Consider the following 26477-nt stretch of genomic DNA (forward strand, 5'->3'; position numbering starts at 1 on the left):
GTAATTTCCCTCCTTAGAACTGTTCTATGAAACGCATGTCATTTTCAAAGAATAATCTTATATCATCCACGTTATACTTTAGCATAGTAATCCTATCAAGACCCATACCAAAGGCAAATCCACTATAAACTTCCGAATCTATACCACATTCTTCTAATACATTAGGATGAACCATTCCACAACCTAGGATTTCTATCCATCCACTTCCCTTACATACTTTACAACCTTCTCCTCCACACTTAAAGCATGTTAAGTCAACTTCTGCACTTGGCTCTGTAAATGGGAAGTTATGTGGTCTAAACTTAGTCTTAGTCTCTTCACCAAATAATTTTTTTGCAAACATATCTAGTGTTCCCTTTAAATCTGCCATAGTTACACCCTTACCTACTACTAATCCCTCTATTTGGTGAAACATTGGAGAGTGAGTAGCATCTGGCGTATCACGTCTAAAGCATCTTCCTGGAGAAATAACCTTTATAGGAGGTTCTGAGCTTTTCATAGTACGTACCTGTACAGGTGAAGTCTGAGTTCTAAGTATTATATCATCATTAATATAAAAAGTATCTGCCATTCCCCTTGATGGGTGGTTCTTAGGTGCATTTAATGCATCAAAGTTGTTATATACAGTTTCAACTTCTGGCCCTTCACCTATGGAGAATCCCATACCGATAAATACTTCCTTTATTTCATCTAAAACTGTCGTAAGAGGATGTCTATGACCTCTTAAAACTTCACTACCTGGCATGGTAACATCTATAGTTTCTTTTTCTAATTTTTTATTTTTTTCCTTTTCCTTAACATTACTAATAGCATCTTCAAGTTGACTACCAATAGCTTCTCTAACTTCATTGGCTATTTTTCCAACTAATGGCCTTTCTTCGTTAGAAAGATCCTTCATCCCCCTTAACACTGCTGTTAATTCACCCTTTTTTCCTAAGTACTTTACTCTTATTTGTTGAAGTTCATCCATACTTTGGGCATTATTTACCAGACTTATTGCACTTTCTTTTATTTGACTCAATTGTTCTTTCATACCTAAACTCCTTTCAACTTATTAAAAATTATTATAGCCAACACATACACAATGGTAGATATTATGGTATTTCTTAGGATTTCACTAATTTTACTTCTTTTTCTTTTATTGGCCATATTATTGAAAAATATACTTAAAGTGAAATAACATATGATGAAAATTCCTGCTTTAATTCCTATCTCCATATTAATCACCCTCAATTTGTATGTTTTTAGGCAATAAAAAAAACTCCATCCCCATTAGGGACGAAGTTTATCCGCGTTACCACCCTATTAGTCAAAACTGACCTCTCATGGGACTATAACGGAGTCACCGGCAAAGCCTACTTTTTTCAACTCTGCAGTTCAAGAGTGAACTTCAGTTGATTAATGTTTAAAGTGCTTTCAGCCACGGCATCTTTTCTCTGTAAACTTAAGTTCAACCTACTCTCTCTATCACAACTATTAAAAATTTTTTAACTTCTAAATATTATAGCATAAGGAATTTTCATTTACAATAATTTTGTCATCCTTTGTCTCACAGATTCATATATGATAACAGATGATGCAGTAGATGCATTTAATGATTCTGCTTTACCTAGTATGGGTATCTTAATTAGTAAATTGGATTTATTTAATATATAATCAGAAACTCCATTTCCTTCGTTTCCTATTACTATTGCCACATTTTTAGAAAAATCCACATCATAATAATATTTATCCGTATCCAAACTAGTACATACTATATTTATCTTTTCCCTATGTAATACCTCTATTAAATCTTCTTCACCAAACCCTTGAATTATTGGTATATTAAATATGGATCCCATAGTAGAGCGTATAGCTTTAGGGTTATATATATCTACACACCCCTTTGTTAATATGACCCCATGAAACCCTGCCGAATCAGCAGTTCTAATTATTGTACCTAAATTCCCAGGATCTTGAATCCTATCTAATACTACGTATAAACCATTAGGCCTTATAATTTCATTTATGTCAAATTTTTTCATACCTATAACAGCCATAATACCTTGGCTATTTTCCGTGTCTGATAGGGAATTAAATATCTTTTCATCCACTTCATAGACCTTTAATCCTAAGGATAAGACATCCTCTAATAGTCCTTCTCCCTGTTGTACATTGTTAATTTTATTAGAGTATAATATATACTTTATTTCTTCTTCGTATTTTATGGCATCTCTTACACTTCTAACACCTTCAATTATGTATTCTTTATTTTTTTCCCTAGACTTCCTTTTATTTAATTGTCTTGTGTTCTTTACTATCTTATTGTCTGAAGATGTTATTTTAATTACCAAAAAATCCACCTCTTGTTATTATCATTTTTTCTCTATTTTTTGAATATCATCATTGTGACCTATAACAACTAATACGTCTCCCTTTTTAACTGAATCTAAGGCACTTGGTGATATATTTATCTCTGTACCACGCTTTATGGCCATAACATTTATTCCATATTTGGCTCTCATGTTTAAATCTCTTAAACTTTCCCCTTCCCATTCTGTTAAAGCTGAGATTTCAACTATACTATAGTCTGGTGCCAATTCTATATAATCTAATATATTTGAAGAAACTAAATTATGAGCTAATCTAACTCCCATATCTCTCTCTGGAAATACGATTCTATCTGCCCCTATTTTATATAAAACCTTTGCATGCAATTCGTTTTGTGCTTTAGCTACTACATATTTAACACCCAATTCCTTTGCAATTAAAGTGGCCATAATAGAGGATTGTATATTAGATCCTATAGTTATAATAGCCACATCGAAATTGCCCATACCTAATGATTTTATGGAATTTTCTTCAGTAGCATCTGCTTGTACTGCATGGGTTACAGAGTCTGCTATATTTTGTATAGTATCTTCATTACTATCTATGGCTAACACATCAAATCCAAGTCCATATAATGTTCTAGCTACACTTGATCCAAACCTTCCGCAACCAATTACTGCAAATTGCTTCATGTTAACACCCCTTTATAATATTTTATCCTACTATGACTCTTTCTTGAGGGTATTTTACTAATCCCTTTTTCTTTTGTTGTTGTTTAGCAAGAGCCAATGCTATAGTAAAAGGCCCTACCCTTCCTGCAAACATGGTCAAAGATATGATTATCTTCCCCACTATACTAAGTGTTGGTGTTATACCAACAGATAATCCCACAGTGGCAAATGCAGATGTGGCCTCAAAGAATATGCTCAAGAAATCTTGATCAGGTTCTGTTATAGACAAAATCATGGTGACTAATATGATTAGACACATGGCTATACCTATAACTGCCAAGGATCTACTTATAATATCCCTTGGTATTCTCCTTCCAAAGACTTCCGTATCCTCTTTACCTCTTATTATACTTGAAATATGTAATACCATAACCCCTGCCGTGGTTATTTTAACACCACCAGCAGTGGAACCAGAAGATCCACCTATAAACATTAATATTATAGTAAAAAATATGGTAGCCATACTTAATTTATCCGTAGGCAAACTATTAAAACCTGCCGTCCTCGGAGTTACAGAATGAAACATGGCACCTAGTATTTTACCCTTAAATGTGAGATTTCCTAATGTGTCTGGATTATTATACTCAAGTACTAAAACGACAAAGAAACCTACCACTAGTAAAACTGCCGTGATACATAATACTAACTTAGTATGTAGAGTATACCTTGAGAACTTTCTTTTGTTCATCACTTCCACTATTACAGTAAATCCTAAACCACCCATTATGATCAATCCACAAATAACTACATTTATTAGTGTGTCATCTACGAAAAGTGTTAAACTCCTGAAATTTCCTATTAAATCAAACCCTGCATTACAAAATGCAGATACGGCATGAAATATACTAAATCCAATTCCTGTGACTAAACCATACTTAGGTACAAACTTAAAAGCCAAAAGTATGGCTCCTATACCCTCAATAGCAAAGGTTGCTATTAAGACATATTTTGTCAATCGTACAATGCCAGATATGTTAAATTGATTTAGAGCTTCCTGCATTATAAGCCTTTCCCTTAAGGTAATACGCTTTCCAAATAATAGGGCAAAAAAAGTTGCCATGGTCATAAATCCTAATCCGCCTATTTGAATTAATAGTATAATTACAGTTTTTCCAAATACGGTCCAATAAGTTCCCGTATCTACTACTACTAATCCCGTTACACATACTGCAGATGTGGCTGTAAAAAAGGCATTTATAAAACCTATACTCTGTCCATTTTTAGATGCTATGGGCAAGCTAAGGAGTATAGCCCCAATTAGGATTACACTGGCAAAACCTAGAACTATTATTTGTGCAGGGTCCAAATTAAATTTATCTATCCTCTTATTTACGTCTATTATAATCACCCCTGTCCTATGTAGTTTACTTAATTATAGCACTATAACCATTATTTGTGAACTATCATCTAAAGACTCTTTTATTTAGTATTCTAAAAGATGTTAATTTGGGTTTTAGTCTAGTTTATAAAAGTCCTAATCAAAAGTTTTATAACTAAAAATAGACTCTGTATAAGAGTCTATTTTTATGCATTTAATTTCGCTTTTGCAACTTCTGCTAATTGAGCGAAACCTTGCTCATCATGGATAGCCATTTCAGCTAACATCTTTCTGTTAACTTCAATTCCAGCTAATTTTAATCCGTTAATTAATCTACTGTAAGAAATTCCATTAATTCTTGCAGCCGCATTGATTCTTGCGATCCAAAGCTTTCTGAAATCTCTCTTTCTTAATTTACGTCCGATGTATGCTGATCTTAAAGATCTTAATACTGCAGGGTTAGCAGCTTTAAATATTTTACTTTTAGCTCCATAAAAACCTTTTGCAAGTTTTAATATTTTCTTATGCTTCTTCTTTGCGTTCATAGCCTTTTTTACTCTTGCCATGTTTTTCGACCTCCTTTACAAATCTCTTTTCTATAAGTATGGTAATAATCTCTTCATGTTTGCTGCATCACCTTTAGCCATTATAGCAGCTTTTCTTAAGTTTCTCTTTCTCTTTTGGCTCTTTTTAGTTAATATATGACTAGTGAAGGCCTTAGCTCTCTTAACCTTACCTTTTTTAGTTAACTTAAATCTCTTTGCAGCTCCACGGTGTGTTTTCATTTTTGGCATAATAAAATCCTCCCCTCTAAATTTTAAGCTCTAGGAGATAAAAACATTGTCATATTTCTACCTTCTAAACTTGGTTTCTTTTCAATCTGACCAACTTCAGCTACGAGGTCAGCAAATTTATTCATCACATCATAACCTAATTTAGTATATCCCATTTCTCTACCTTTAAATCTTATGCTAACCTTGACCTTGTCTCCTTTAGATAAGAATTTTTGAGCTCTGTTAGATTTTACTTCTAGATCATGTTGTTCTATATTTGGACTTAACCTAACTTCTTTAACATTAATAACCTTCTGCTTCTTTTTAGCTTCTTTTTCCTTCTTGGACTGCTCAAATTTATATTTTCCATAGTCCATGATCTTACAAACAGGTGGTTTTGCTTGTGGCGCAATTTTAACTAGGTCTAATTTTTTTTCAATAGCCATTTCTTGAGCTTTTCTACCTGGAACAATTCCTAGTTGCTGACCGTCTGAGTCTATTAACCTTACCTCACGATCCCTAATCTGCTCATTAAGTTCTAAATCCTTCTCTCTAATGACTTGACACCTCCTAAAAAATTTATGCACTTACTTTACTATAAAATAAAAAAGCGAATGCACTACGCATCCGCTTCACAAGCTACATTACACCTACCATATAGGTAAAAGCTTATTGACCTTAACGATCCCTTTCGTAAGGTGAGAAGCGGAAACTTCTACTTCATTTGTCAAATTTATATCACTTCAATTAGTTTAGCATTATACTTTCATATTGTCAATACTTTTATTATATTTTTTTAAAAAATAATATTTTTATAGTTTTTCTTCCCTTTCATAAAAATATACTTCTTTTATTTTATATGTTCTCCTATTTTTTCTTATACATTGGGTACACTAATTTTATAAAAGAAATAAAATCATAGAAAAGAGGGTCGTTATGGGCAAAAGAAAACTTATTATTTCTCTATTGTATATAAACCTATTAATATTGTTTTTAGGTACTTTTATAAACGTCAATAATTCGTACTTTACATACGTGGGCAAGGGAAGGGTCCTTTTGCTTCTCACCTGTTTTGTGCTCTTTATGTACTATAAAAAATTAGATTCTTCACCAGAATATGAATTGGCACAAGTTAAAACAGAAAAAAAGGACAAAGAACTAAAGCAAACTAACAAACCCCATGTTAATTTTAAAGACGTGGCTGGTCTTGATGAGGTAAAAGAAGAATTAGTTGAAGTAATAGATTTCATAAAGAGCCCAGAGAAGTACAGAAAAATGGGTGCAAAAATACCTAAGGGCATGTTATTTTATGGGCCTCCTGGTACGGGAAAAACATTACTAGCCCAAGCCTTGGCTGGAGAAACTAACTCAACCTTCTTTCCTGCCAGCGGATCGGAATTTGTGGAAAAATATGTGGGCGTAGGAGCCAAAAGAGTTAGAACCCTATTTGAAAAGGCAAAGAAAAATAGTCCTAGTGTAATATTCATAGATGAAGTGGACGCCATAGGAGCTAAGAGAACTACAGAAAGTAATAACGAAAAGGATCAGACCCTAAATCAACTTTTAATAGAAATGGATGGATTCCATTCAGATCAAAATGTGGTAGTAATAGGAGCTACTAATAGATTAGATCTTTTAGATGAAGCCCTTTTAAGACCTGGTAGATTTGATAGACATATGCATATTGGAAATCCAGATTTAAAAGCCAGACAAGAAATTTTTAGTGTTCATATAAGAAACAAACCAGTAGATAAGAGTGTAGACATAAAAAAGTTAGCCCAAAAAACCCACGGTATGTCCGGGGCTCACCTGTCTAATATTGCTAACGAAGCTGCCATATTAGCCGTTAGAAATAATAAAAAAACTATAGGCCTAGAAGAATTTGACGGAGCCATAGAAAAGGTAATTGGAGGAGTTGAAAAGAAAAATCCCCATATAATAGAAAAGGAAAAAAAGAAAGTATCCTATCACGAAGCAGGTCATGCTTTAATGGGAAAAATATTAGAATTAGACCTAATATCAAAAATATCAATAGTTCCACGAGGAGAAGCATTAGGATATGTCATGTATACGCCTGAAGAAGACAGATATTTATTAACTCATAATGAACTAAAGAACAAAATCAAAGTATTACTAGGGGGCAGAAGTGCAGAACAACTCATCTATGGAGAAGTATCTACAGGGGCTAAGGATGATTTAAAAAAGGCAAATTCTCTAGCCTATCAGATGGTATGTGAATATGGTATGAGCAATCTTGAAAACAGAGTATTTGATCCTAATTTCATAAAAAACTGTTATCCCCTAATAGACAATGAAATAAAATTAATAATAGATGAATGTTATAAGGATAGTGTTTCCCTACTAAATGGGAACCTAAATCTTCTGCACACAGTTGCAGGTCACCTTTATGAAGAAGAGACCTTAACTGGAGAAGAATTAGATACCTTGTTAATAAAAAATAATCTTGTATTAAATAAAGGAGAGCTTTAAGCTCTCCTTTTATTATAAATTCATTGTCTTTTCTCTAACTTCACCCTTTAATTCCTCTATAAAAGCTTCAACACCTTGAGCTCCTAACTCACCCTTATCTCTAGAACGAACAGAAATAGTTTTTCCTTCCACTTCCTTCTCTCCTATGATAATCATGTATGGAACCTTTTCTAATTGAGCTTCTCTGATTTTGTATCCAATCTTTTCGTTTCTTTCATCTAACTCCACTCTAATTCCTTCCTCAGTCATTTTAGCAACCACTTCTTTAGCATAATCACTAAACTTATCTGCTATAGGAAGTACCTTAACTTGTACTGGAGCTAACCATGCTGGGAATCTTCCTGCAAAGTGCTCGATTAAAATACCTATGAATCTTTCAATGCTTCCAAAGATTACCCTGTGTACCATAACTGGTCTATGCTTTTCTCCATCCTTACCTACGTAAGTTAAATCAAATCTTTGTGGCATTTGGAAATCTAATTGGATAGTTCCACATTGCCATGTTCTTCCGATGCAATCTTCTAAATGGAAATCTATCTTAGGTCCATAGAATGCTCCATCACCTTCATTTACAATATAGTCAATATCCATAGAATCTAGGGCTTTTTTAAGGGAGCTAGTAGCTAAATCCCACTCTTGATCACTACCCATAGAATCCTCTGGTCTAGTGGATAACTCCACATGATACTTAAATCCAAACACTTCATATACGGAGTCTATAAATCTAATTAGGTTCTTAATTTCTGATTCTATTTGCTCTGGTAACATGAATATATGAGCATCATCCTGAGTAAAATTTCTAACTCTCATAAGGCCATGAAGTGCACCTGATAATTCATGTCTGTGAACAAGTCCAAGTTCACCCATTCTTATTGGAAAATCTCTATAACTACGCATCTTAGTTTTATATACTAGCATACCACCTGGACAGTTCATAGGTTTTACAGCAAAATCTTGGTCATCTATCTTAGTTGTATACATATTTTCTTTATAATGATCCCAATGGCCAGAAGTATGCCATAATTGTTGGTTTAATATGATAGGAGTCTTAATCTCCACATACCCTTCTTTTGTATGTTCACTTCTCCAGAAATTCTCTAATATGTTTCTAAGAACCATTCCCTTAGGATGGAAAAATGGAAATCCTGGTCCTTCTGGTTGAATACTAAATAAATCTAATTCTTTACCTAATTTTCTATGATCCCTTTTCTTAGCTTCTTCTAATCTGTGTATATACTCATCTAATAACTTTTGCTTAGGGAATGAAGTTCCATAAATCCTTTGAAGCATTTTGTTTTTCTCATCACCCCTCCAGTAAGCACCTGCTAAACTTAATAATTTAATTCCCTTTACTGGCTTAGTACTTTGAATGTGAGGGCCTGCACAAAGATCTACAAATTCCCCTTGCTTATAAAAAGAAATTATACTATCTTCTGGTAGATCCTCAATTAACTCTACTTTGTAATCTTCATTATGTTCCTTCATAAGGCCTATAGCTTCTTCCCTTGGAAGTTCAAATCTCTCTATTTGAAGATTTTCTGATACAATTTTTTTCATTTCCTTTTCAATTTTTTCTAAATCTTCTTCTACAAATCTATGTTCACAATCAATGTCATAGTAAAATCCATTTTCTATGGCTGGTCCTATGGCAAGTTTTGCCTCTGGATATAATCTTTTAATAGCTTGAGCTAAAATATGAGAACTTGTGTGGCTAAATATATCTTGTCCTGCTCTATTTTCAAACTTTAATATGTTTAGTTCACAGTCATCTTCTATTTTATAATCAAGTCCAACAACTTTGTTATTAACTTCAGCACCCATAGCCTCTTTAGCCAATCTACCACTTATGGATTTAGCTATTTCATATACACTAATTCCCTTTTCATATTCCTTTACGGAACCATCCTTAAGATGTATTTTTATCATTTTAAACCCTCCTAAAATTTATATATAATTTTTTTATACAAATAAAAAATCTCTCGTTCCTTTATATTTAAATATAAAGGGACGAGAGATTATTCTCGCGGTTCCACCCAATTTGATTTCTCCACTTTAAAAGCTTTAACGCAGCTTATGCGAATCTTTTTTCATATTTCACTACTAAAAGACAGCTCACAGCTAGTTTTCCCATATCCATAATTAAAGAATGCTTTCAGCCTTTGACATTCCATCTCTGATAACTGGGTTTATGGTACTTTGTCTGATCATAGCCCTATTATTTTTAGTTTTTACTTATTATATGAATATTTTTTTCTTTTGTCAATAGGATTATACATTTTTTTCTAATTAAAAGGCAAGTATTATTAAACCTTGGATTATACCAATCATTCCACCTAATATGCCACCTAATATTTCAATGTGCTTTAATTCCTTCTTAGCTATAGTCATTACTATTTCTTCTAGCTTAGGTAATGGAAAATCATTTATCTTTTCTTCTACTATCTCATTGATTTTAACACTGTCTATGGCCTTATCAACAAGTTCATCCATTATATCCTCTAAAGCTCCATTCCCTTCCTTTTCAATCACATCTTCTATATATTCTTGTATCATCCCTTTGAAGGGAGTAGGTATAAATGGTGGCATCTTTTCCTCTATTATGCCATTTATTTTTACCTTGATGATATTTATTATTTCTTCTTTATTGGCCTGTGATAATATTCTATCTATTAGTTCTTCCATAGATAACAATTCCTTTTCTATCATTTCTCCTACACTTTTAGCTATCTCACTTTGCCTTTTGGGAATTAGACCTTGAAAATAACTATTAGTTAGTGGAATTTTAACAGGCTCAAGTGGCCTAAATATTAACTTTATTGCCAAAATGTTAGTAATCCAACCTATCATAGCTCCTATGGTAGTTAAAATTAACAGTTTAATCCAAAACAACAATTTTCACCTCTTGTCTATTTAGGCCCGTGAAAGAAAATAACAAGCAAAGATACCTTGTTATTTTTCCCAACATGCCTTACTTTTAAACTGCTATCTAGTATACCATAGTTATAAGGCATATTCAAAAAATAAATTAGTCATTTCACTGGTTATTTAAATTATTTTCTTCGTTATAAAATCGCTTACATATGTTCAATATGCTCGCTCACCATGCCTTGAAAATAATCCAAATTCCTCAAGAAATTGACTAGTTTATTTTTTTCATATGCCTAAGCCATTCTCAATATTAACTATTCTTTAATAGCATTCCTTATGTTAATGCAGATTTTACATCCTGAACATATTTCTACCTTTCCTGAAAATACTTTCTCGATTGTGTTTATTATTTCCTTTTTAGTTATATTGTGCGATGGATGTATTATAATCCTATTTGGAGCTAGGGTTATTAATGAGCTGATTAGCAAATCATCATAACCAATTTCCTTATCTGTCATTTCATTGGCTAACTCCTCTAAGTATTCATCACTTATAAGCCTATTATTATGGTCATATATATAGTATTTACCATCAGAGTTCATAAATATATTTACCATGTCTATTTTTGCTTCTTGTATTTCAACAAAATATTTTAGCAATTTTATGAACTCATTGTATTCCTTTTCCATTAAATAATCCCCTATAGCTCTATCCATCTTGTATTCCACTTCATTGGTAAATTCTTTTAATCTAAATCTTACAAATCCACCTAAGTCAATAAAAGAAGATTCTTTTAGATATTCCATCATAGATTTAAATATGACACTTTTTAATTTTCTTCTACTTACTTCATTCACATCTTGCTCCCCTAAGTTCATATAATGGCTTAATATGGAATCTAACTCATAAAAACTAAAATAAAAATATTCCTTTTCTAAAATTCTCTTGGCCATGGGGATTTCGTATTTATCTAATATAACCTGAGATAATCCGTTAGTCATTCCGCATTTTAATCTATTTTCAGCATATTCTATATAGTCATCATCTATTATATTGGGACTCAACTTATAATTAATGACTACCTTTCCCTTACTTTCTACTATGTCCTCATCTATATTTATACCTTCCCTTCTAAGTAGGTTTAATTCTTCTTTTAATCTTTCTCTTATATCTTTAGTGTATTCGTATAACAATATAGTTAAAATAACCATAGATTCACTCCTTCCTACAGGATGACTGTAATTTGTAACAAGAAGTGATATTCAAAATGTTTGTTTACCCAAAGATAAATATAGTTCCTAAATCAATTAAGTTGTCTTCACTTAAAAACATAGGCTCTATTCCATGCTTTTTTAAAAAATTTAATATTCTATTTTCATCAGGATGATTTGACAAAGTTCCTGTAAAAAGCAACTGCTTATTGTTAATATTTCCTGTACATCCTCCTATAAACCCATGATCTAGTCCATCTAACTTTATATGACCAAGGCTTATTAACAATAGGTCAATATCATAGTCTTTTAAAGTATTTGCAATCCCTCTGTCAGAAGTTATTACAGCTTTTTCATTTACAACACATATTGAACATTTTGAATATCCCTGTTTAACATTTATGAGCTCTACCTCTTCCTTTTTCAAGTGTTCTAACACTAACTTATCTGTATATTTAAAGTTATGTATGGCATATTTTCCAACTCTTGCTACATTATATGCAATGTCATAGGGATAGTTACTTTTTAAAAGGGTTCTTCCTTTTATAGGGCTAATTTCATTTTTAGAAAGCTCTTCCCTTATGAAATCGTAAATATTTGGTGCTACTATAACATTAGTATTATCAACTTTATAACTTAATATATCCACATGAGAACATATTGCTCTATATAATTCTTTACACTTTGGAGTTTTTATTGCTTTTATGTTTAATTTTTCTAAATTTTTAATCAGTTCTTCAGACGCTCGTCCATCTATCAAAGCTTTTTTCATATTCTATCACCATCTCTTTATTCTAAAAAATCAAAGCAGACTAAAAATAGTCTACTTTTGCACATATATAGTCTTTAGTTTTTTGTAAAAAAAAAAGACTTTGTGAAATAAATATTACCTTCATGTCGGGGAGACATAATAAGGCTCAAATAATTATTTTTTTCACAAAGTTTATTAGGATGAATTTGGTTCATTTGAATGAACCATCTAAATTATAATACTTTACTCCTTCTCTGTCTATACTTTTCCATTATTTTCATAATTATTTTTTAGCTTTTTTATCATTCCATCATACTGCTTAAGGTCTACAAATAGTACAATTCCTTTACTATACTTCAATTTTTTATAATCAGCACAGCAATTAGTACATCCACCTAAGACCACTATATAATCATATATTATATCTTCCCTAGCCAGGTCAATTTGCTCCCCTTCTAAGTCTACCTTCATCCTACCAAAAACCTTTTTTCTGTCGTATCTAGGATTGCATCCTCCACAAAATTTTATTCCTATTTTCAACCCTATTCACCTTTTCTCAACATTTTCTTGGCCATATCAAGTAGCTCACTACTCACTTCCTGAACTAGCTCTACCCTTTCAATAGAGGGAATTTCATTTTGAATACTGGCTAAAACCACATCTTCAATAGTAAATCTAGCCGATGGACATCCACTACATGCTCCTAGCAGCTTTACATATACTACCTTATCCTTCACATCTATTAAGCTTATATCTCCATAGTGCTGAGCTAATTGAGGTCTTATGATTTCCTCCATAACTTTTAATACTTTTTCTTTCATTATTATCAACTCCATTTTTAATTTTTCTAAGAAAACATTTTAAAGACGGTCAGCTATATAATATCATACAACTAACCGTCCCTTATACTTTAACTAAAATTTACAATTAAATCTCTCTTCATACTCTTTTACAAGTTTTTCTCTAAAGTCTGGATGAGCTATATTTATTAAAGCCTTAGCTCTATTCTTTAGTGTCTTTCCTCTTAAATCAGCTATACCATATTCAGTTACCACATAGTGTACATCATTACGAGAAGTAGTTATTGCAGAACCTTCATCTAATAGGGGTACTATACGAGATAACTTTCCTTTAGCTGCAGTAGACGGCATAGCTATTATGGATTTACCACCCTTAGCCATGGCTGCACCACGTACATAATCCACTTGACCACCTACACCACTAAATTGGTTAAGTCCTATAGATTCTGATGATACTTGACCCATAAAATCTACTTGTAGACAAGAGTTTATAGATATAATATTATCATTTTCCATTACTACGCGGGGATGATTAACATAATCAACAGGATGCATGGCCACAGATGGGTTATTATCAACAAAGTCGTATAATCTTCTAGAACCCATCAAGAATGTAACTACCATTTTATCTTTATTTATAGTTTTTTTCTTGTTAGTTATAACTCCTGCTTCTATTAACTCTACAACACCATCTGAGAACATTTCAGAGTGAATTCCTAAATCCTTTTTGTCCTTCAAGAAAAGAAGTACCGCATCTGGAATAGATCCTATTCCTAATTGAAGAGTATCTCCATCATTTATTAATGAAGCACAATTCTCTCCTATGGCCTTTTCCACATCACCTATCCTTGGTGCTGGAAGTTCCGGTAAGTCATAGGAAACTTCTACTATATGATCCATTTCTGAAATATGAATAAAAGAGTCTCCCATAGTTCTTGGCATTTTATCATTAATTTCAGCTATTACTATTTTAGCTTCTTCTGCTGCTGGCTTAGTATAATCTACAGATAATCCAAAGCTACAATATCCATGTTCATCAGGCCTACTAACTTGAATTAAAGCCACGTCTACAGGCATTTGTCCTTCTCTAAACAATCTTGGTATTTCATGAAAGAAACAAGGTGTATAATCAGCACGATGAGCTTGAACAGCCTTTCTAGCTCCTCCACCTACGAATAGGGCATTATGTGTAAAGTGCTTTTCCATGCCCTCTTGAGCATATTCACTTTTCCCTAAAGAAACCATGTGGGAAATTTCCACATTTTCATAAGCTTGCTTATTTTCTACCATAGCTTTAACTAGAACTTGAGGTTCTGCTACAGCATGACCTAAAATTACTCTATCATTAGATTTTATATGTTCTACAGCTTCCTTAGCTGTAGTAAGTTTGCTCTCATAAAGTTTTCTCCACATTATTAATCACCTCATTAATGAATTAAATACTATTTTAATTAACTAACTTTCTCTTTATCATTTTCATATATATATACATCATATTTTGAATCATTACCCAAATTTATAAGTAAGCATAATATTATACCTGAAATCAATCCCCAAGCAGCCCCTCTAGTTGCAAGTATAGCTCCCATAACACCAGCTATTCCTAAATCATTAAAGGTTTTAGCCTTCATAACCCCTACTCTTACAGAAACATATCCTTGTATTAACATGGTAGAAGCTAGAGCAATTCCAAGTATAGGTTTACATAGGGTAACTATAGGTAATATTAAGTAACCTGTTAAAGTTCCAAATCTAAAGGATCCAGCCCCTCCATTTATAGAATCCATAGCTTTTCTACCTTGCTTATATCTCTCACATATTACAACTTGCATTGCAGCCCAAAGTGGTCCACACATGGTTATATCAGGCCCCAATATGGACATTATTGAGTTTCTAATACCAAATATTAAATGAGATCTATTTGGATTATAATCTATAAGTTCATCTTTCCTTACCTTCTGAGCATCTTCAATTAAAGCTTGTGCTTGTATCATGTCACCAAACAATACTATGTAAGCTGATAGAACTATTGGAATACTCTCTATAAACATGGATATGGGAGGAAAACCTATTCCGAATATAGTCCATTCCTTAAAAAGTGTAGAGAAAGCAGGTTTTGTTATTCCCCACTCCACATCTGGCCAAGGAACTTCTCCAACTAAAGGCCCTACCACAATAGCTAATAGCACTACTGGTAATATTCCCACATTAGAAACTAACTTTAAAAAACTATTATTATCCCTTTTACTTTTGAAGTGGTTAGAAAATAATAAATAAAATCCTAAACCAATACATATGATTATGGATATGGGATAGCTGTCAAATCTAGCTCCCTTTTTAAATATAATCATAGTAGCTGCAAAACCAGCCCCTAATATGATTCCAGATTGCATTGCATTTGGTACTATGGATATGATTTTTTTCCCAAGTCCTGTTATACCAAGTACAATGGCAAGTATACCTAAACTCATTTCAAAAGCTATAAGTGCATGAATTCTTTCAACACCCATTTCAAATTGACTTACATGGAGTATCAAAAGAGGTATTGCTGGAGTTACCCATCCTGGTACTACAGGATCTCCTAAAAATACATGGGCACAATATAATACTCCATTTAGTAATACTATTGCCATGGCCACTTCAAAAGGCATTCCCATATACTCCTGAAGCATAGGAATAGCACCTAAACATACTGCACACATTAAAAGTCCTTGAATATAATCTGCCCATTCAAACCTGTAATGAATAAAAGGTATTCTTACCTTAAAGGGTCCTGCCTTAATAAAAGGCTGCTCTTTGCCATACTCGCGTTTAATAGACATATTCCCAATCCCCCTTATATTGTAAGGGTGTGCCAAAACCCCCATTTTGGACACACCCCTATTTAGTTTACTTCTCTACAGATGAAGCAGCTTCTCTCTTTGTAATTGATTCTTCGTCTACTCTAGCAAGTTTTCTTGCTAAGTTCTTCTTATGTTCTAAGTTTCCTTGTCTAGCAATCATAATTCTTTGTGCTTGTGGTGAACCTGCACCATGCATAGACTCTGTTCTGTATCCAACAGCTGCAGAACCTAAAGTCATGTTTTCGATTAATCTTAACACTCTCATTCTGTGCTCAGTTGGAACTGAATCTACTCCTTTGAAATACTTTTCACAGATATGTCCTATTTCTGGGTGTTTGAAATCTTTTTCAGATGGCATAGTCACCATAAGTCCACCAGCAATATCTTCTGCTAATCTAGTTATTTCATATGGGAATCTTGTTACATTTTGCTTACAAATATTTGCTAATAATAAATCTATTTGATAGTTACCCGCTTTAGTTTGGTGTCCTTCTGCAGAACAGGCAATACCACAGCAGTATAATGTTTCATTTAAGTGAGTCATTTCTATTAACTTATCCTTAACGTGAGATGCCTTTTGTGCTCCATTCATTTCAGCGGCTAATGCAGCAGCTCCGATTAATACATCACCCACACCTACTTTACATCCACCATAACTTTGACGGTGATATCCAGCAAATCTCTCTACTAACATTCCAGCGAATTCAACTTCTCCATTTAAGAAAATTCTATCGTTTGGTACAAATACATCGTCAAATACTACTAATGCTTCTTGTCCACCAAATTGCTTATTTCCTAAATCTACATCTGCTCCCTCTTCTAATTTTCTTAAATCACAAGATTGACGTCCATAGATCATGTAAAGTCCTTCTGCATTAGTTGGAATAGCAAATGCTACAGCGTAGTCTTCATCTCCTTCTCTCATCGCTATAGTTGGCATGATTAAATGCTCATGAGAGTTAATAGATCCTGTTTGATGAGCCTTAGCTCCCCTTACTACGATTCCATCTTCTCTTCTTTCTACTACTCTTAAGAAAAGATCTGGGTCTGCTTGCTTAGAAGGTGCTAATCCTCTATTTCCCTTAGGGTCAGTCATAGCTCCATCTATTACTAAGTCATTTTCTTGAACGAACTCTAAATATTTTTTGAAGTTCTCATGGTATTTAGTTCCATGTGCTTGGTCTACTTCGAAAGTTGTACTGTATGTTGCATTGAAGGCATCCATACCAACACAGCGTTGGAAACAAGATCCAGTCTTTTGACCTAACAATCTTAGCATTTTAACTTTCTTTCTTAAGTCATCAGTACTTTGATGTAAGTGTGTAAATCTGTTTACTTGCTCACCTGTTAAGTTTGATGTAGCAGTCATTAAGTCTACATACTCTGGGTCTTGTGCTAATTCATAAGTCATAGCTACTGAATTGATTGATGGTCTAATAATTGGATGGTCCACTGGATTGTCTACTAATTCTCCAAATAAGTATACCTTTGGTTTAAGTTCTCTTAAACTTTGTAAATATTGCTCTTTAGTCATTAATGCCATAAAAAACAGCCCCCTTGATATATTTAAATTTTTTACATTTTTTCTAATTCCTTTACATCCTAACATAAATGCAAAGGATGTGCCAAAACTTTAACAATATTTTAATATATTTTTTACTTTTTTGAAACCTTGTATTTTAGTGGGTTTTGTACATACAAATTATTTTCATAAGTATTTTTTCTATTTTTCTAGTATTTATATATATAATAGGGTTGTTGCATTTTCACAACAACCCTATTAATATTCTTTCTATTCTTTCATGGATAAGTGTTTTATTTTTAACATACCCCTTACTCTAATAAGTTTTTTGCATTTTCGCATCACGTTGCATTTATGCATCAGGAAATTTTCCCATCTGTACATATTTTTTCCTTTTCCTTACGAAAGTAGATGCATCCACACCTAGGGCCTTTGACGCATCTCGTACATTTTTGTATTTATCAAAGGATTTCTTTATCAGATCTATCTCAACTTTAGCCACAGCGTCTTTTAAATGTATTATCCTATCTGAACTAAGAATATCCACATCTTTAACATTTCTAATATTACTAGGCAAATCGCTCTCTCCTATTTTATCTTTATAACTCATTACAAAGACTCTTTCTACTATATTCTTAAGTTCCCTTACATTCCCTGGCCAATTATACTCAAATAAGGACTTTAAAGCATCATTGTCCAGAGTTTTGTCCAAATTATATTTTTCATTTAACCCCTTTAAAAAATATTCTCCTAGGGCAAATATATCCTTTTTTCTTTCCCTAAGGGGCAATATGGTTATGGGAATTACACTTAATCTATAATATAGATCTTCCCTAAATACTCCATCTTTTACCATCTCTTCTAAATTTCTGTTCGTGGCAGCCAATATACGTACATCTATATTTATTGGAATAGTTCCTCCAACTCTAGTAAATTCTTGTTCTTGTAAAACCCTTAAAAGTTTCACTTGCATTTTTAGGGGTAGCTCCCCAACTTCATCCAAAAATATGGTTCCCCCATCGGCAATTTCAAACATACCCATTTTACCTTCTTTAACAGCTCCTGTAAAAGCTCCCTTTTCATAACCAAACAATTCTGATTCTATTAAATTTTCTGGAATGGCACCACAATTTACTTTTATAAACTGATTTTCACACCTATTACTATTTTTATGTATATATTTAGCTACTTCTTCCTTTCCTACTCCCGTTTCTCCAAGTAACAAAACAGTAGTATCTACTTTGGCAACCCTTTTACAGATTTTTAAAATATCTAGCATTTTTTCATCCTTTGCAACTAAATCAAAATCATCTATTAATTGTAATCTCATTTCCTCTATTTCAGAAAAGTACTTTTGGGCCAATTCTTTATTTTTCAATAATTGTTCATTTAATTTGACTAACTCTGTCACATCTCGTACGTTTGTAACAACCATTATAATCTGCTTATTATCATCATATATGGGAGTACTAGTTACTAGAGCTTTTTTCCCTGTTTTAAACTTTTGCTCTAAGGTAGTAGTTTTTCCTGTTTTCAAAACTTCCATAGTTGCCGATTGGGATATATATCCACTTTCAACCAATTGGACCATATTGTTATCTAGCATTTCTTCCCTTTTTACTCCAGTTATTCTTTCATAGGATTTATTTATTCTAAGGGTCTTAGCTTCCCCATCTGTTATATATATACCATCATAGGAAGATTCTATTACTGCATCTAATTTCTTAGTTAATTTTTGAATTTTACTTATAGTCTCTTTGGGATTTAATAGACCTAAGACTTCATTATTGTCATCTACAACTATTAAATTTTTCGAAATCTCATTTACATTAGTAATTTCTCTTTGCTTTATTATTAACTCAGATTGATTACTTACTATTTTATCAATGGTCATATCCATAGAAATTTTACTTTTCATACATCTAAGCATCTGATTCTTTGTTAAAACACCCAGCAATTTTTTATGCTTATTTATTACTGGTATTAAATCTATATCCTCATTCAAAAAATAATCTATGGCCAAACTCATACTATCTTCTTTAGTTAAAATTGGAATATTAGTTTTTATACATTGGCAAACTTTCATATTCTCCACCCTTTTCACAGATATATACAAATATATAAAAAAAACCTAGTTTTAGCTAGGATTAATATTTATTGGAGGCGGCACCCAGATTTGAACTGGGGAATAAAGGTTTTGCAGACCTCTGCCTTACCACTTGGCTATGCCGCCCTATATTTAATTGGTGCCCAGAGGCGGAATCGAACCACCGACACGGGGATTTTCAGTCCCCTGCTCTACCGACTGAGCTATCTGGGCATTTTTTACCTTTTCTTCTGACAAATGTTATTATACATATACTAATGTAAAAAGTCAAGAAATAAGATTGTTATTCGTTAACCCTTTTAACAGAATTAACGAATAACTCATTTTAGTTTTTGCAACACCATGGATTTCGTAGTTTTAGATTTGCTTTATACATATTTATTTTTGTAAAATCTATGCAATTGGTGACAGGTTACTGGTAACAGGGAACAGAAAAAGATTTGAATATACCTTTTCCGTCACCAGTCACCTGTGACCTGTTACCAAAATATAAAGCTGATTTATAAATACGAAATCTATTATCCTATTTTTTTATTTCTTCATACAACTTCATCAAATGATTCTTATCAAAATTGTATTTAGTATTACAAAAATGACATGTAAGTTGTGCCTTTTCATCCTCTTCTATTATGGACTTTAGATCCTTTTCTCCAATGCTAATTAAGGCCCTTTCTAACTTTTCAAAACTGCAATCACACTGAAAATCCACTTGAACCTTTTCTAGTATTTCTATATCTAGCCCTTTTAAATAAGTATTTAATACCTTTTCTGGAGTATCTTCCTCTAATAAGACATTAGTTATTTGAGGTGCATTTCTTAATGCTTCCTCTATTTTAGTTATGGTTTCATCGTCCGTATTAGGTAATAGTTGTATAATTACTCCTCCAGCCACCTTAACTGTATGGTCCCTATCCACTAAAACACCTAGGGCTACAGCGGATGGTTGTTGTTCTGAATTTGCAAAGTAATAAGTAAAATCTTCTGCAATTTCACCAGATACTAAATCTGCTTGTCCCACATAAGGGTCCTTTAATCCTAAATCTTTTATAACTGTCATTCTTCCTTGTGATCCAACAGCTCCACCCACATCTAACTTTCCATTGGCCTTCAGAGGAAGATCCACATATGGATTACTTACATACCCCTTAACTATTCCTTTAGAATCTGATGCAGTTAATATCTGTTTAATAGGTCCATTTCCTTTTATCTGAACACTTAACTTATTATTATCTCCCTTTAACATAAGTCCCATTATGGATGTGGCTGTTAAAGTTCTTCCTAAAGCTGCCGTAGCTACAGGTGTTGTATTATGAAATCCTCTTGCCTTTTCTACTAAATCTGTAGTAACTGCCGCAAATACTCTTATACTCTTATTAGCTGCCACAGCCCTTACAACATAATTACTCATTTTACATCCTCCTATTTTTACACTTACCATGAATTTTATCTACATACAAAACTAATTCTTTCACTTTCTTCCTTCGGACTATTAAAGCTATATCCATCATATACATTTATAGATGAAAATCCTGCCTTTTTTAAAATTTCTCCTATTTCATCAATTTTATAGGCCCTTTGGCTATGCTTTTCTTCAAACTTCCTATATAGTCCATCTTCTTCCACGAATATGGTTAAATCAAAATCGCATATTGACTCTTCTTCATCATAGTAGTTTTCCCATATATAAGATACTTCATCATAATTTTCCGCATAAGTATTATTTCCTAAAATATTTTTAAGCTTATAATGGGAACTAATATCGAATATGAATAGACCATCCTTTTTCAGATGCTTCTTCACCTTAGCAAAGATATCTTCTAAGTCTTTATTATCTAATATATAGTTAAACCCATCACAGACACATAGAATGACGTCTAGTTCAGTTGGTAAACTCATTTCTTTCATATCTTGTTGAAGATAGGTAATACTTCCGCTACCCTCTATACTTTTTTCCCTAGCTATAAAAAGCATATCACTAGATATATCTGTTCCCAACAGATGATATCCCCTATTTGCTAATATATTAGTTAAATTTCCCGTACCACAGGCAAGTTCTGCCATATTCACTGGTTTCATATGCTCTTTTTCAAAAATCTTTTCTATATAATCTGCCCATCCAATATAATCTACATCTTCCATCAAAGTATCATATACCAGAGAAAATGCCGAGTATGCTCTCACCTTAATCTCTCCTTACTTCTTTAATCTATACATCTTCCTACATATTATATATCAACATCTTTTAAATACACAAGACGTTTTTAATCTTAGGCATATAAAAAAAATAAACTAGTCAATTTTCTGAGGAATTTGGGTTATTTTCAAGGCATGGTGAGCGAGCATATTAAACATATGTAAGGGATTCCATAACGAATAAAAGAATTCAAATAACCAGTAAAATGACTAATTTATTTTTTGAATATGCATTAGTTAATAGTTATCACCATTTTAATTTCACAATCATATACTAATAATAGTTTAAATCAAAGAAATCATGAAAATTTGTACATTCCAATTGTTTTATAGACTTTAAATGAACAACATAATATTAAGGATATTATATAAGGAGTGTGATAATTGTGACCAAATATCATTATAGGGGATGTGGCCCTGGTCTTTGGTATTGTTCTAATCCTAACAAATTTTTCCAAGGACAAGAACAGGACCCATCAAAGGAAAAAATTCATTTTAAAGTTCCAACATCACAAAAGGGAACAGGCATACAATGGGTAGCAGCAAGTAAAGGTTCTATTCCTCTAGGTGCTATTACAGCAGGATATGAACCTGATGGCACGCCTTTATACGTGGCAAGGGCTCACCACTCTAGAGGTCTTCACATAGGAAAAATCAAACCCGTTTCTAATGGTGCTAAAATTCCCGTTGAAGGGTCTGAAGTAATAACCAATTTCTATGAGGTTCTTGTACTTACTTAGACATATTATTCATAGAGAAATGAAAATCACTTGCATCCTTTCAAAATTTCCATGAATAATATGGGTTAAAAAAACTTTTGTAACATTTTTCTTGTACATGTATATATTGTTAATGGGAAAGGGTTTTACCCCTTTTCATTAACTACAAAAGGAGGCATGAACAATGAAATGGGTAGCTATGTCTGATGGAATGGTGCCTGATGGTGCAGTCAAATGCGGATACGAAGCCGATGGAACACCTTTATATACAGCGAGGGCCTATTATGCTGGTGGTCTTCACATTGGAAAAGTTAGACCAGGATTTGAAGGAGCAAACATACCTTATGCTGGAACAGAAGTAACAATCAAATTTTATGAAGTACTTTGCCTTTAATTAAATTTTAAAATATAAATTTAAAATATAAATTTAAAGAGTATCCATAGGTTTATATGAACTTATAGATACTCTTTTATTTTTTATGATCTATGTGAATCTATTCTTCCGCATATTCAAAAAATAAATTAGTCATTTCACTGGTTATTTCTTTCATATTCCTTAGCAAAATATGTTTTTTTATGAATTAGACTTTTTAAGAATTAATAAAAATTTATTACAAATAATATTATTGATGTTCTTTTATAAAAAACAAAATAATTAAGAGGTGATTGAATATGAACATACAAGATATAATGACTACTAACGTGGTAACTTTATCCAAAAGTGATACCATAGAAAATGCAGCAAAATTAATGAGACAACACAGAATTGGCTCTATTCCCGTATGCGAAAACGGAAAACCAGTTGGCGTTGTAACAGATAGGGATATTGCCATAAGAGCCGTTGCTGGAGGAAAAAATAGTTCAACAAAACTTGAAGAGGTCATGTCAAAATCAGTTATAATAGGTACTCCTGAAATGGATGTAGACAAAGCAAGCCAGCTAATGAGTACTAATCAAATAAGAAGACTTCCTGTAGTTGATAATGAAAGCATTGTAGGAATTGTTGCCCTTGGAGATGTGGCCGTTAGATCTAACTTGCAACATGAAGCGGAAGATGCTTTAAATCACATTTCCCAACCATGTAAACCAGATATGCAATAAAATAATAAAAAGGTCACTCCTAATGGTGACCTTTTTACTTCTCTAGCCTTGAATTTCCTCTTCATTAGAGGTTTCCTCAGACATTTGATTTTTCAGTTTTTTCTTTCTAACTGTTATAAGACCACCGATTCTTCCCGTTTCTTTAGCAGTAAGGCCTCCCCAGCCAAACTCCTCTACCTTATCTAAAAGGCCTAATTGATCTGCTATTTCGTATTTCCATTTATCTTCTATAGTCTCGATTTTTTTCTTTTTATTTTTTATACTATTTTTCTTTGACATAGTACCCCTCCCCTCATCTATATTATGGGTAAGGGTTTCATCTTTTATACTATAACTTTTTAAAATATTAATTGTCTATAAGCCAAATATATAAATATTACTAAACTTATTAAAAGAGGTATATAGTCTTTAAGGGTCATATTATATTTCCCTTCATATTCTTCTAGGGAATGTCTTTTTAGTGACTTTATTATTTTATATAATATGATTCCACAGATTAATCCTATTACTCCAATTTGTATAGTTCCAACTAACAATAGGATATTATTATTTAATATATCAGGAGGGTTTTCACTAATTGGTACTCCTTTCTTAGCCATATTTGCCATATATGCCATAGTCACAGATAATCCATTGTTAGTAAAATGACCTATAACTCCTGCCCATATGGACCCTGTATATTCTACTAAATAGGCAAATAGCAAACCTAGAACTAAAGGTCCTAGCAAATTTTGTATATTAAAGTGAAATAATCCAAATAGACTTGCAGATATGATTATGGCCTTTCTTTTACCCATTTTTTCGTATGCTTTAAATACTAACCCCCTAAAAAACATTTCTTCACAAAGTCCCGCGGAAAAGGCTATTATCATCATGAGGATTATATATTCACCCATATTATTAGCCACTGGAATAGGTGGTTTTTTCACCTCTGAAAAAATACTTATTATATTGAGTACTATTAAATTAAAAAACATGGCTATGGGATATATTAATATGGTACAACCTATACTCAGTACTATATTTTTTATGGATATTTTCCTGAGTCTGAAAGTTTCTTTTAATTTTAGATCAAATATTAGACTAAATAAAATAGGGGGAGTGAGTATTATAAGATACTCGGTTATAACCAATCCACTTTTTATATTTTCACTTTGAAAATATCCCCCAAAAGTTAAAAGCACAATTCCAACTATTAAATAAAGTACATTGACTCCAAATATACTAGGCCTTTTTAAATTTTCCATTTTTATTCCCCTTTAAAATATTTTTTCACCTTTAGTATGTTCTTATATACTTGAATTCCCCTTAACAAAACATCTTCATTAAAACAGAATTTACTACTGTGAAGTGGATATACACATCCCTTTTCTTCATTTTTTATTCCTAAGAAAAAGAAAAGGCCCTTACACTTTCTTTGAAAAAAAGAAAAGTCTTCCGATATCATTTGAAACTCTATGGGTATATAATTTTCTTCTCCCACAGCCTCTGCTAGGTCATTAACTAAATCCTTATGATTCATAACAGCTGGATACATATCCCTTAACTCTAATTCTATTTTACAATCATAGGTCATTTCAAATCCCCTAGTAATTTCCTTTAATCTCTTCTTTATAGTTTCATATACTTCTTCACTAGATACTCTTATGGTTCCCTCTAACCTGGCATTTTGAGCAATAATATTTCTTCTCTCCCCGGCTTGGGCCCTTCCTATGGTAACAACTGCACTTTCATTAGAATTAATATTTCTACTAGTTATACTTTGTATGGTATTTATAAGATTTGCCATTATAACTATGGAATCTTTACCCCTATGTGGATATGCACCGTGAGAACCTAAACCGTATATATCCATATCAAATTCCCCACATCTAGCCATTAAAGCTCCCTCTTTACAAGCCACATAACCTTCTTCTATATTTGGAAACACATGAAGTCCTATAACTTCACTTATATGGAATTTTTCCATTATCCCTTCTTCTATCATCACTTCTGCTCCACCAGGACCTTCCTCTGCCGGCTGATATATAAAGACTACATTTTTATTTAATTTATCCCTATTCTTTGATAAGTATATGGCAAACCCTAAAGAAATACCCATGTGAGCATCATGACCACACGCATGCATCATATTTTCATTTTTAGATTTAAAATCCAAACCAGTCTCTTCTTTCACATTGAGTGCATCCATATCTGCCCTAAATCCAATGGCATCCTTCAAATCATTCACCCTTATTACTCCAACTACTCCAGTTTTAGCCACATTATCATACACTTCTATACCATTTTCTATCAATTTACTTTTTATAAATTCACTAGTTTCATATTCTTCAAAACCGATTTCTGGTATCTCATGTAGCTTCCTCCTTATACTAACAACCTCTTCTCTCAATTCTAATATATGTTCATCCACTCTTATCATTATTCTTTCCGTTACCAAAAATCTATAAAAATCTACAAATTAAAGATTTTGTTTCTTTCCTACTTCATAATGTCCCATTTTGCCAAAGCTACTTTGGTTTGCTATAACACTCCATAGGCTTTGCTACTTTTCAGTAGTGGGTTGTAACGATTACCCAATTTAGAATATCTTTTTAAACTGATATTTCTAAACCATAGTTTGCAAGATTATATGAAGCATTTTTATCTCTATCACAAATAAAACCACAACTACATTTGTAAACCCTATCCGAAAGTTTTAAATCTTTCTTAATAGAACCACAATGGCTACAAGTTTTAC

General features: G+C 32.6%; 28 protein-coding genes, 2 tRNA genes and 2 other annotated features. Of the genes, 4 read left to right on the forward strand and 26 right to left on the reverse strand.

The genetic code is table 11. The features are described from left to right. Window positions 1-13: 13 nt before the first annotated feature. From pheS to infC, 8 genes are all read right to left on the reverse strand, one after another. Entirely contained in the window at window positions 14-1033 is a 1020-nt protein-coding gene (gene pheS, locus N4A57_RS07515) for a phenylalanine--tRNA ligase subunit alpha (protein ID WP_293657257.1), read from the reverse strand. A 2-nt stretch (window positions 1034-1035) separates the two neighbouring features. After that, a complete protein-coding gene (locus tag N4A57_RS07520) occupies window positions 1036-1218 on the reverse strand; it encodes a hypothetical protein (RefSeq protein ID WP_293657259.1) in 183 nt (60 codons plus the stop codon). Window positions 1219-1271: 53 nt separating this feature from the next. After that, window positions 1272-1480 (reverse strand) — a binding site (T-box leader). A gap of 43 nt (window positions 1481-1523) precedes the next feature. Beyond that, window positions 1524-2333 carry a TrmH family RNA methyltransferase gene (locus N4A57_RS07525; protein ID WP_293657261.1) on the reverse strand — a complete coding sequence of 270 codons (810 nt, stop codon included), beginning with the start codon at window positions 2331-2333 and terminating at the stop codon, window positions 1524-1526. A gap of 21 nt (window positions 2334-2354) precedes the next feature. After that, window positions 2355-3002, reverse strand: a complete 648-nt coding sequence (locus N4A57_RS07530; RefSeq protein WP_293657262.1) for a potassium channel family protein — start codon at window positions 3000-3002, stop codon at window positions 2355-2357. Between the two features lie 22 nt (window positions 3003-3024). Next, the gene (locus N4A57_RS07535; RefSeq protein WP_330671480.1) at window positions 3025-4389 is read right to left on the reverse strand and encodes a TrkH family potassium uptake protein; all 1365 of its coding nucleotides are present in this window, start codon (window positions 4387-4389) and stop codon (window positions 3025-3027) included. Between the two features lie 176 nt (window positions 4390-4565). After that, complete coding sequence (gene rplT, locus N4A57_RS07540; RefSeq protein WP_293657264.1) at window positions 4566-4925, reverse strand: 50S ribosomal protein L20; 360 nt, start codon at window positions 4923-4925, stop codon at window positions 4566-4568. Between the two features lie 30 nt (window positions 4926-4955). Continuing rightward, entirely contained in the window at window positions 4956-5153 is a 198-nt protein-coding gene (gene rpmI / locus N4A57_RS07545) for a 50S ribosomal protein L35 (protein ID WP_293657266.1), read from the reverse strand. 23 nt (window positions 5154-5176) lie between these two features. Then, entirely contained in the window at window positions 5177-5719 is a 543-nt protein-coding gene (gene infC, locus N4A57_RS07550; protein WP_293657268.1) for a translation initiation factor IF-3, read from the reverse strand. 349 nt (window positions 5720-6068) lie between these two features. Between infC and ftsH the strand changes: the two genes are divergently transcribed. Next, window positions 6069-7622 carry an ATP-dependent zinc metalloprotease FtsH gene (gene ftsH, locus N4A57_RS07555; protein WP_293657269.1) on the forward strand — a complete coding sequence of 518 codons (1554 nt, stop codon included), beginning with the start codon at window positions 6069-6071 and terminating at the stop codon, window positions 7620-7622. Between the two features lie 12 nt (window positions 7623-7634). On the opposite strand, the gene thrS is transcribed toward ftsH, so the two are convergent. The 14 genes from thrS to N4A57_RS07625 all read right to left on the reverse strand — a co-directional run bounded on the left by thrS (window position 7635) and on the right by N4A57_RS07625 (window position 21905). Continuing rightward, entirely contained in the window at window positions 7635-9548 is a 1914-nt protein-coding gene (thrS, locus tag N4A57_RS07560; RefSeq protein WP_293657270.1) for a threonine--tRNA ligase, read from the reverse strand. 74 nt (window positions 9549-9622) lie between these two features. Beyond that, window positions 9623-9839, reverse strand: a binding site (T-box leader). A gap of 69 nt (window positions 9840-9908) precedes the next feature. After that, window positions 9909-10511, reverse strand: coding sequence for a DUF445 domain-containing protein (locus tag N4A57_RS07565; RefSeq protein ID WP_293657271.1), 603 nt, complete (start codon window positions 10509-10511; stop codon window positions 9909-9911). Between the two features lie 293 nt (window positions 10512-10804). Next, window positions 10805-11701, reverse strand: a complete 897-nt coding sequence (gene ytxC, locus N4A57_RS07570) for a putative sporulation protein YtxC (protein ID WP_293657273.1) — start codon at window positions 11699-11701, stop codon at window positions 10805-10807. A gap of 64 nt (window positions 11702-11765) precedes the next feature. Beyond that, the gene (locus N4A57_RS07575; protein WP_293657275.1) at window positions 11766-12473 is read right to left on the reverse strand and encodes a DUF6873 family GME fold protein; all 708 of its coding nucleotides are present in this window, start codon (window positions 12471-12473) and stop codon (window positions 11766-11768) included. A gap of 237 nt (window positions 12474-12710) precedes the next feature. Continuing rightward, entirely contained in the window at window positions 12711-12992 is a 282-nt protein-coding gene (locus N4A57_RS07580; protein ID WP_293657277.1) for a hypothetical protein, read from the reverse strand. A gap of 2 nt (window positions 12993-12994) precedes the next feature. Then, window positions 12995-13273, reverse strand: a complete 279-nt coding sequence (locus N4A57_RS07585) for a NifU family protein (protein ID WP_293657278.1) — start codon at window positions 13271-13273, stop codon at window positions 12995-12997. 93 nt (window positions 13274-13366) lie between these two features. Further along, window positions 13367-14665, reverse strand: a complete 1299-nt coding sequence (locus N4A57_RS07590) for an acetyl-CoA hydrolase/transferase family protein (RefSeq protein WP_330671481.1) — start codon at window positions 14663-14665, stop codon at window positions 13367-13369. Between the two features lie 38 nt (window positions 14666-14703). Beyond that, complete coding sequence (locus tag N4A57_RS07595) at window positions 14704-16074, reverse strand: hypothetical protein (RefSeq protein WP_293657279.1); 1371 nt, start codon at window positions 16072-16074, stop codon at window positions 14704-14706. A 67-nt stretch (window positions 16075-16141) separates the two neighbouring features. Beyond that, the gene (locus N4A57_RS07600; RefSeq protein WP_293657280.1) at window positions 16142-17638 is read right to left on the reverse strand and encodes a 4-hydroxyphenylacetate 3-hydroxylase family protein; all 1497 of its coding nucleotides are present in this window, start codon (window positions 17636-17638) and stop codon (window positions 16142-16144) included. A 331-nt stretch (window positions 17639-17969) separates the two neighbouring features. Continuing rightward, entirely contained in the window at window positions 17970-19703 is a 1734-nt protein-coding gene (locus tag N4A57_RS07605) for a sigma 54-interacting transcriptional regulator (protein WP_293657282.1), read from the reverse strand. A gap of 72 nt (window positions 19704-19775) precedes the next feature. Continuing rightward, window positions 19776-19850 (reverse strand) — tRNA-Cys (locus N4A57_RS07610). 11 nt (window positions 19851-19861) lie between these two features. Beyond that, a tRNA-Phe gene (locus N4A57_RS07615) sits at window positions 19862-19937 on the reverse strand. A 310-nt stretch (window positions 19938-20247) separates the two neighbouring features. Further along, window positions 20248-21132: an Hsp33 family molecular chaperone HslO gene (gene hslO, locus N4A57_RS07620; protein WP_293657284.1), complete on the reverse strand. Its 885-nt coding sequence runs from the start codon at window positions 21130-21132 to the stop codon at window positions 20248-20250. 35 nt (window positions 21133-21167) lie between these two features. Continuing rightward, a complete protein-coding gene (locus N4A57_RS07625) occupies window positions 21168-21905 on the reverse strand; it encodes a class I SAM-dependent DNA methyltransferase (RefSeq protein WP_293657285.1) in 738 nt (245 codons plus the stop codon). A 398-nt stretch (window positions 21906-22303) separates the two neighbouring features. Here N4A57_RS07625 and N4A57_RS07630 point away from each other — a divergent pair, with 398 nt between their 5' ends. The 3 genes from N4A57_RS07630 (at window position 22304) to N4A57_RS07640 (ending at window position 23737) form a co-directional block, all read left to right on the forward strand. Beyond that, window positions 22304-22657 carry a DM9 repeat-containing protein gene (locus N4A57_RS07630; RefSeq protein ID WP_293657287.1) on the forward strand — a complete coding sequence of 118 codons (354 nt, stop codon included), beginning with the start codon at window positions 22304-22306 and terminating at the stop codon, window positions 22655-22657. Window positions 22658-22820: 163 nt separating this feature from the next. After that, window positions 22821-23030, forward strand: a complete 210-nt coding sequence (locus N4A57_RS07635; RefSeq protein ID WP_293657289.1) for a DM9 repeat-containing protein — start codon at window positions 22821-22823, stop codon at window positions 23028-23030. 278 nt (window positions 23031-23308) lie between these two features. Then, entirely contained in the window at window positions 23309-23737 is a 429-nt protein-coding gene (locus N4A57_RS07640; protein ID WP_293657290.1) for a CBS domain-containing protein, read from the forward strand. Between the two features lie 42 nt (window positions 23738-23779). Here N4A57_RS07640 and N4A57_RS07645 read toward each other — a convergent pair whose 3' ends face one another. The 4 genes from N4A57_RS07645 to N4A57_RS18595 form a co-directional block, all read right to left on the reverse strand. Further along, entirely contained in the window at window positions 23780-24016 is a 237-nt protein-coding gene (locus tag N4A57_RS07645) for a small, acid-soluble spore protein, alpha/beta type (protein ID WP_293657291.1), read from the reverse strand. 59 nt (window positions 24017-24075) lie between these two features. After that, on the reverse strand, window positions 24076-24984 hold the full coding sequence (locus N4A57_RS07650) for a type II CAAX endopeptidase family protein (RefSeq protein WP_293657292.1): 909 nt from the start codon (window positions 24982-24984) through the stop codon (window positions 24076-24078). 2 nt (window positions 24985-24986) lie between these two features. Continuing rightward, the gene (locus N4A57_RS07655; RefSeq protein WP_293657293.1) at window positions 24987-26159 is read right to left on the reverse strand and encodes a M20 metallopeptidase family protein; all 1173 of its coding nucleotides are present in this window, start codon (window positions 26157-26159) and stop codon (window positions 24987-24989) included. 172 nt (window positions 26160-26331) lie between these two features. Further along, window positions 26332-26477, reverse strand: a 146-nt coding sequence (locus N4A57_RS18595; RefSeq protein WP_293657297.1) for a zinc ribbon domain-containing protein, incomplete at its 5' end; no start/stop codon positions are given.

The organism is Anaeromicrobium sp. (assembly GCF_025210435.1).
GTDB lineage: Bacteria > Bacillota > Clostridia > Peptostreptococcales > Thermotaleaceae > Anaeromicrobium.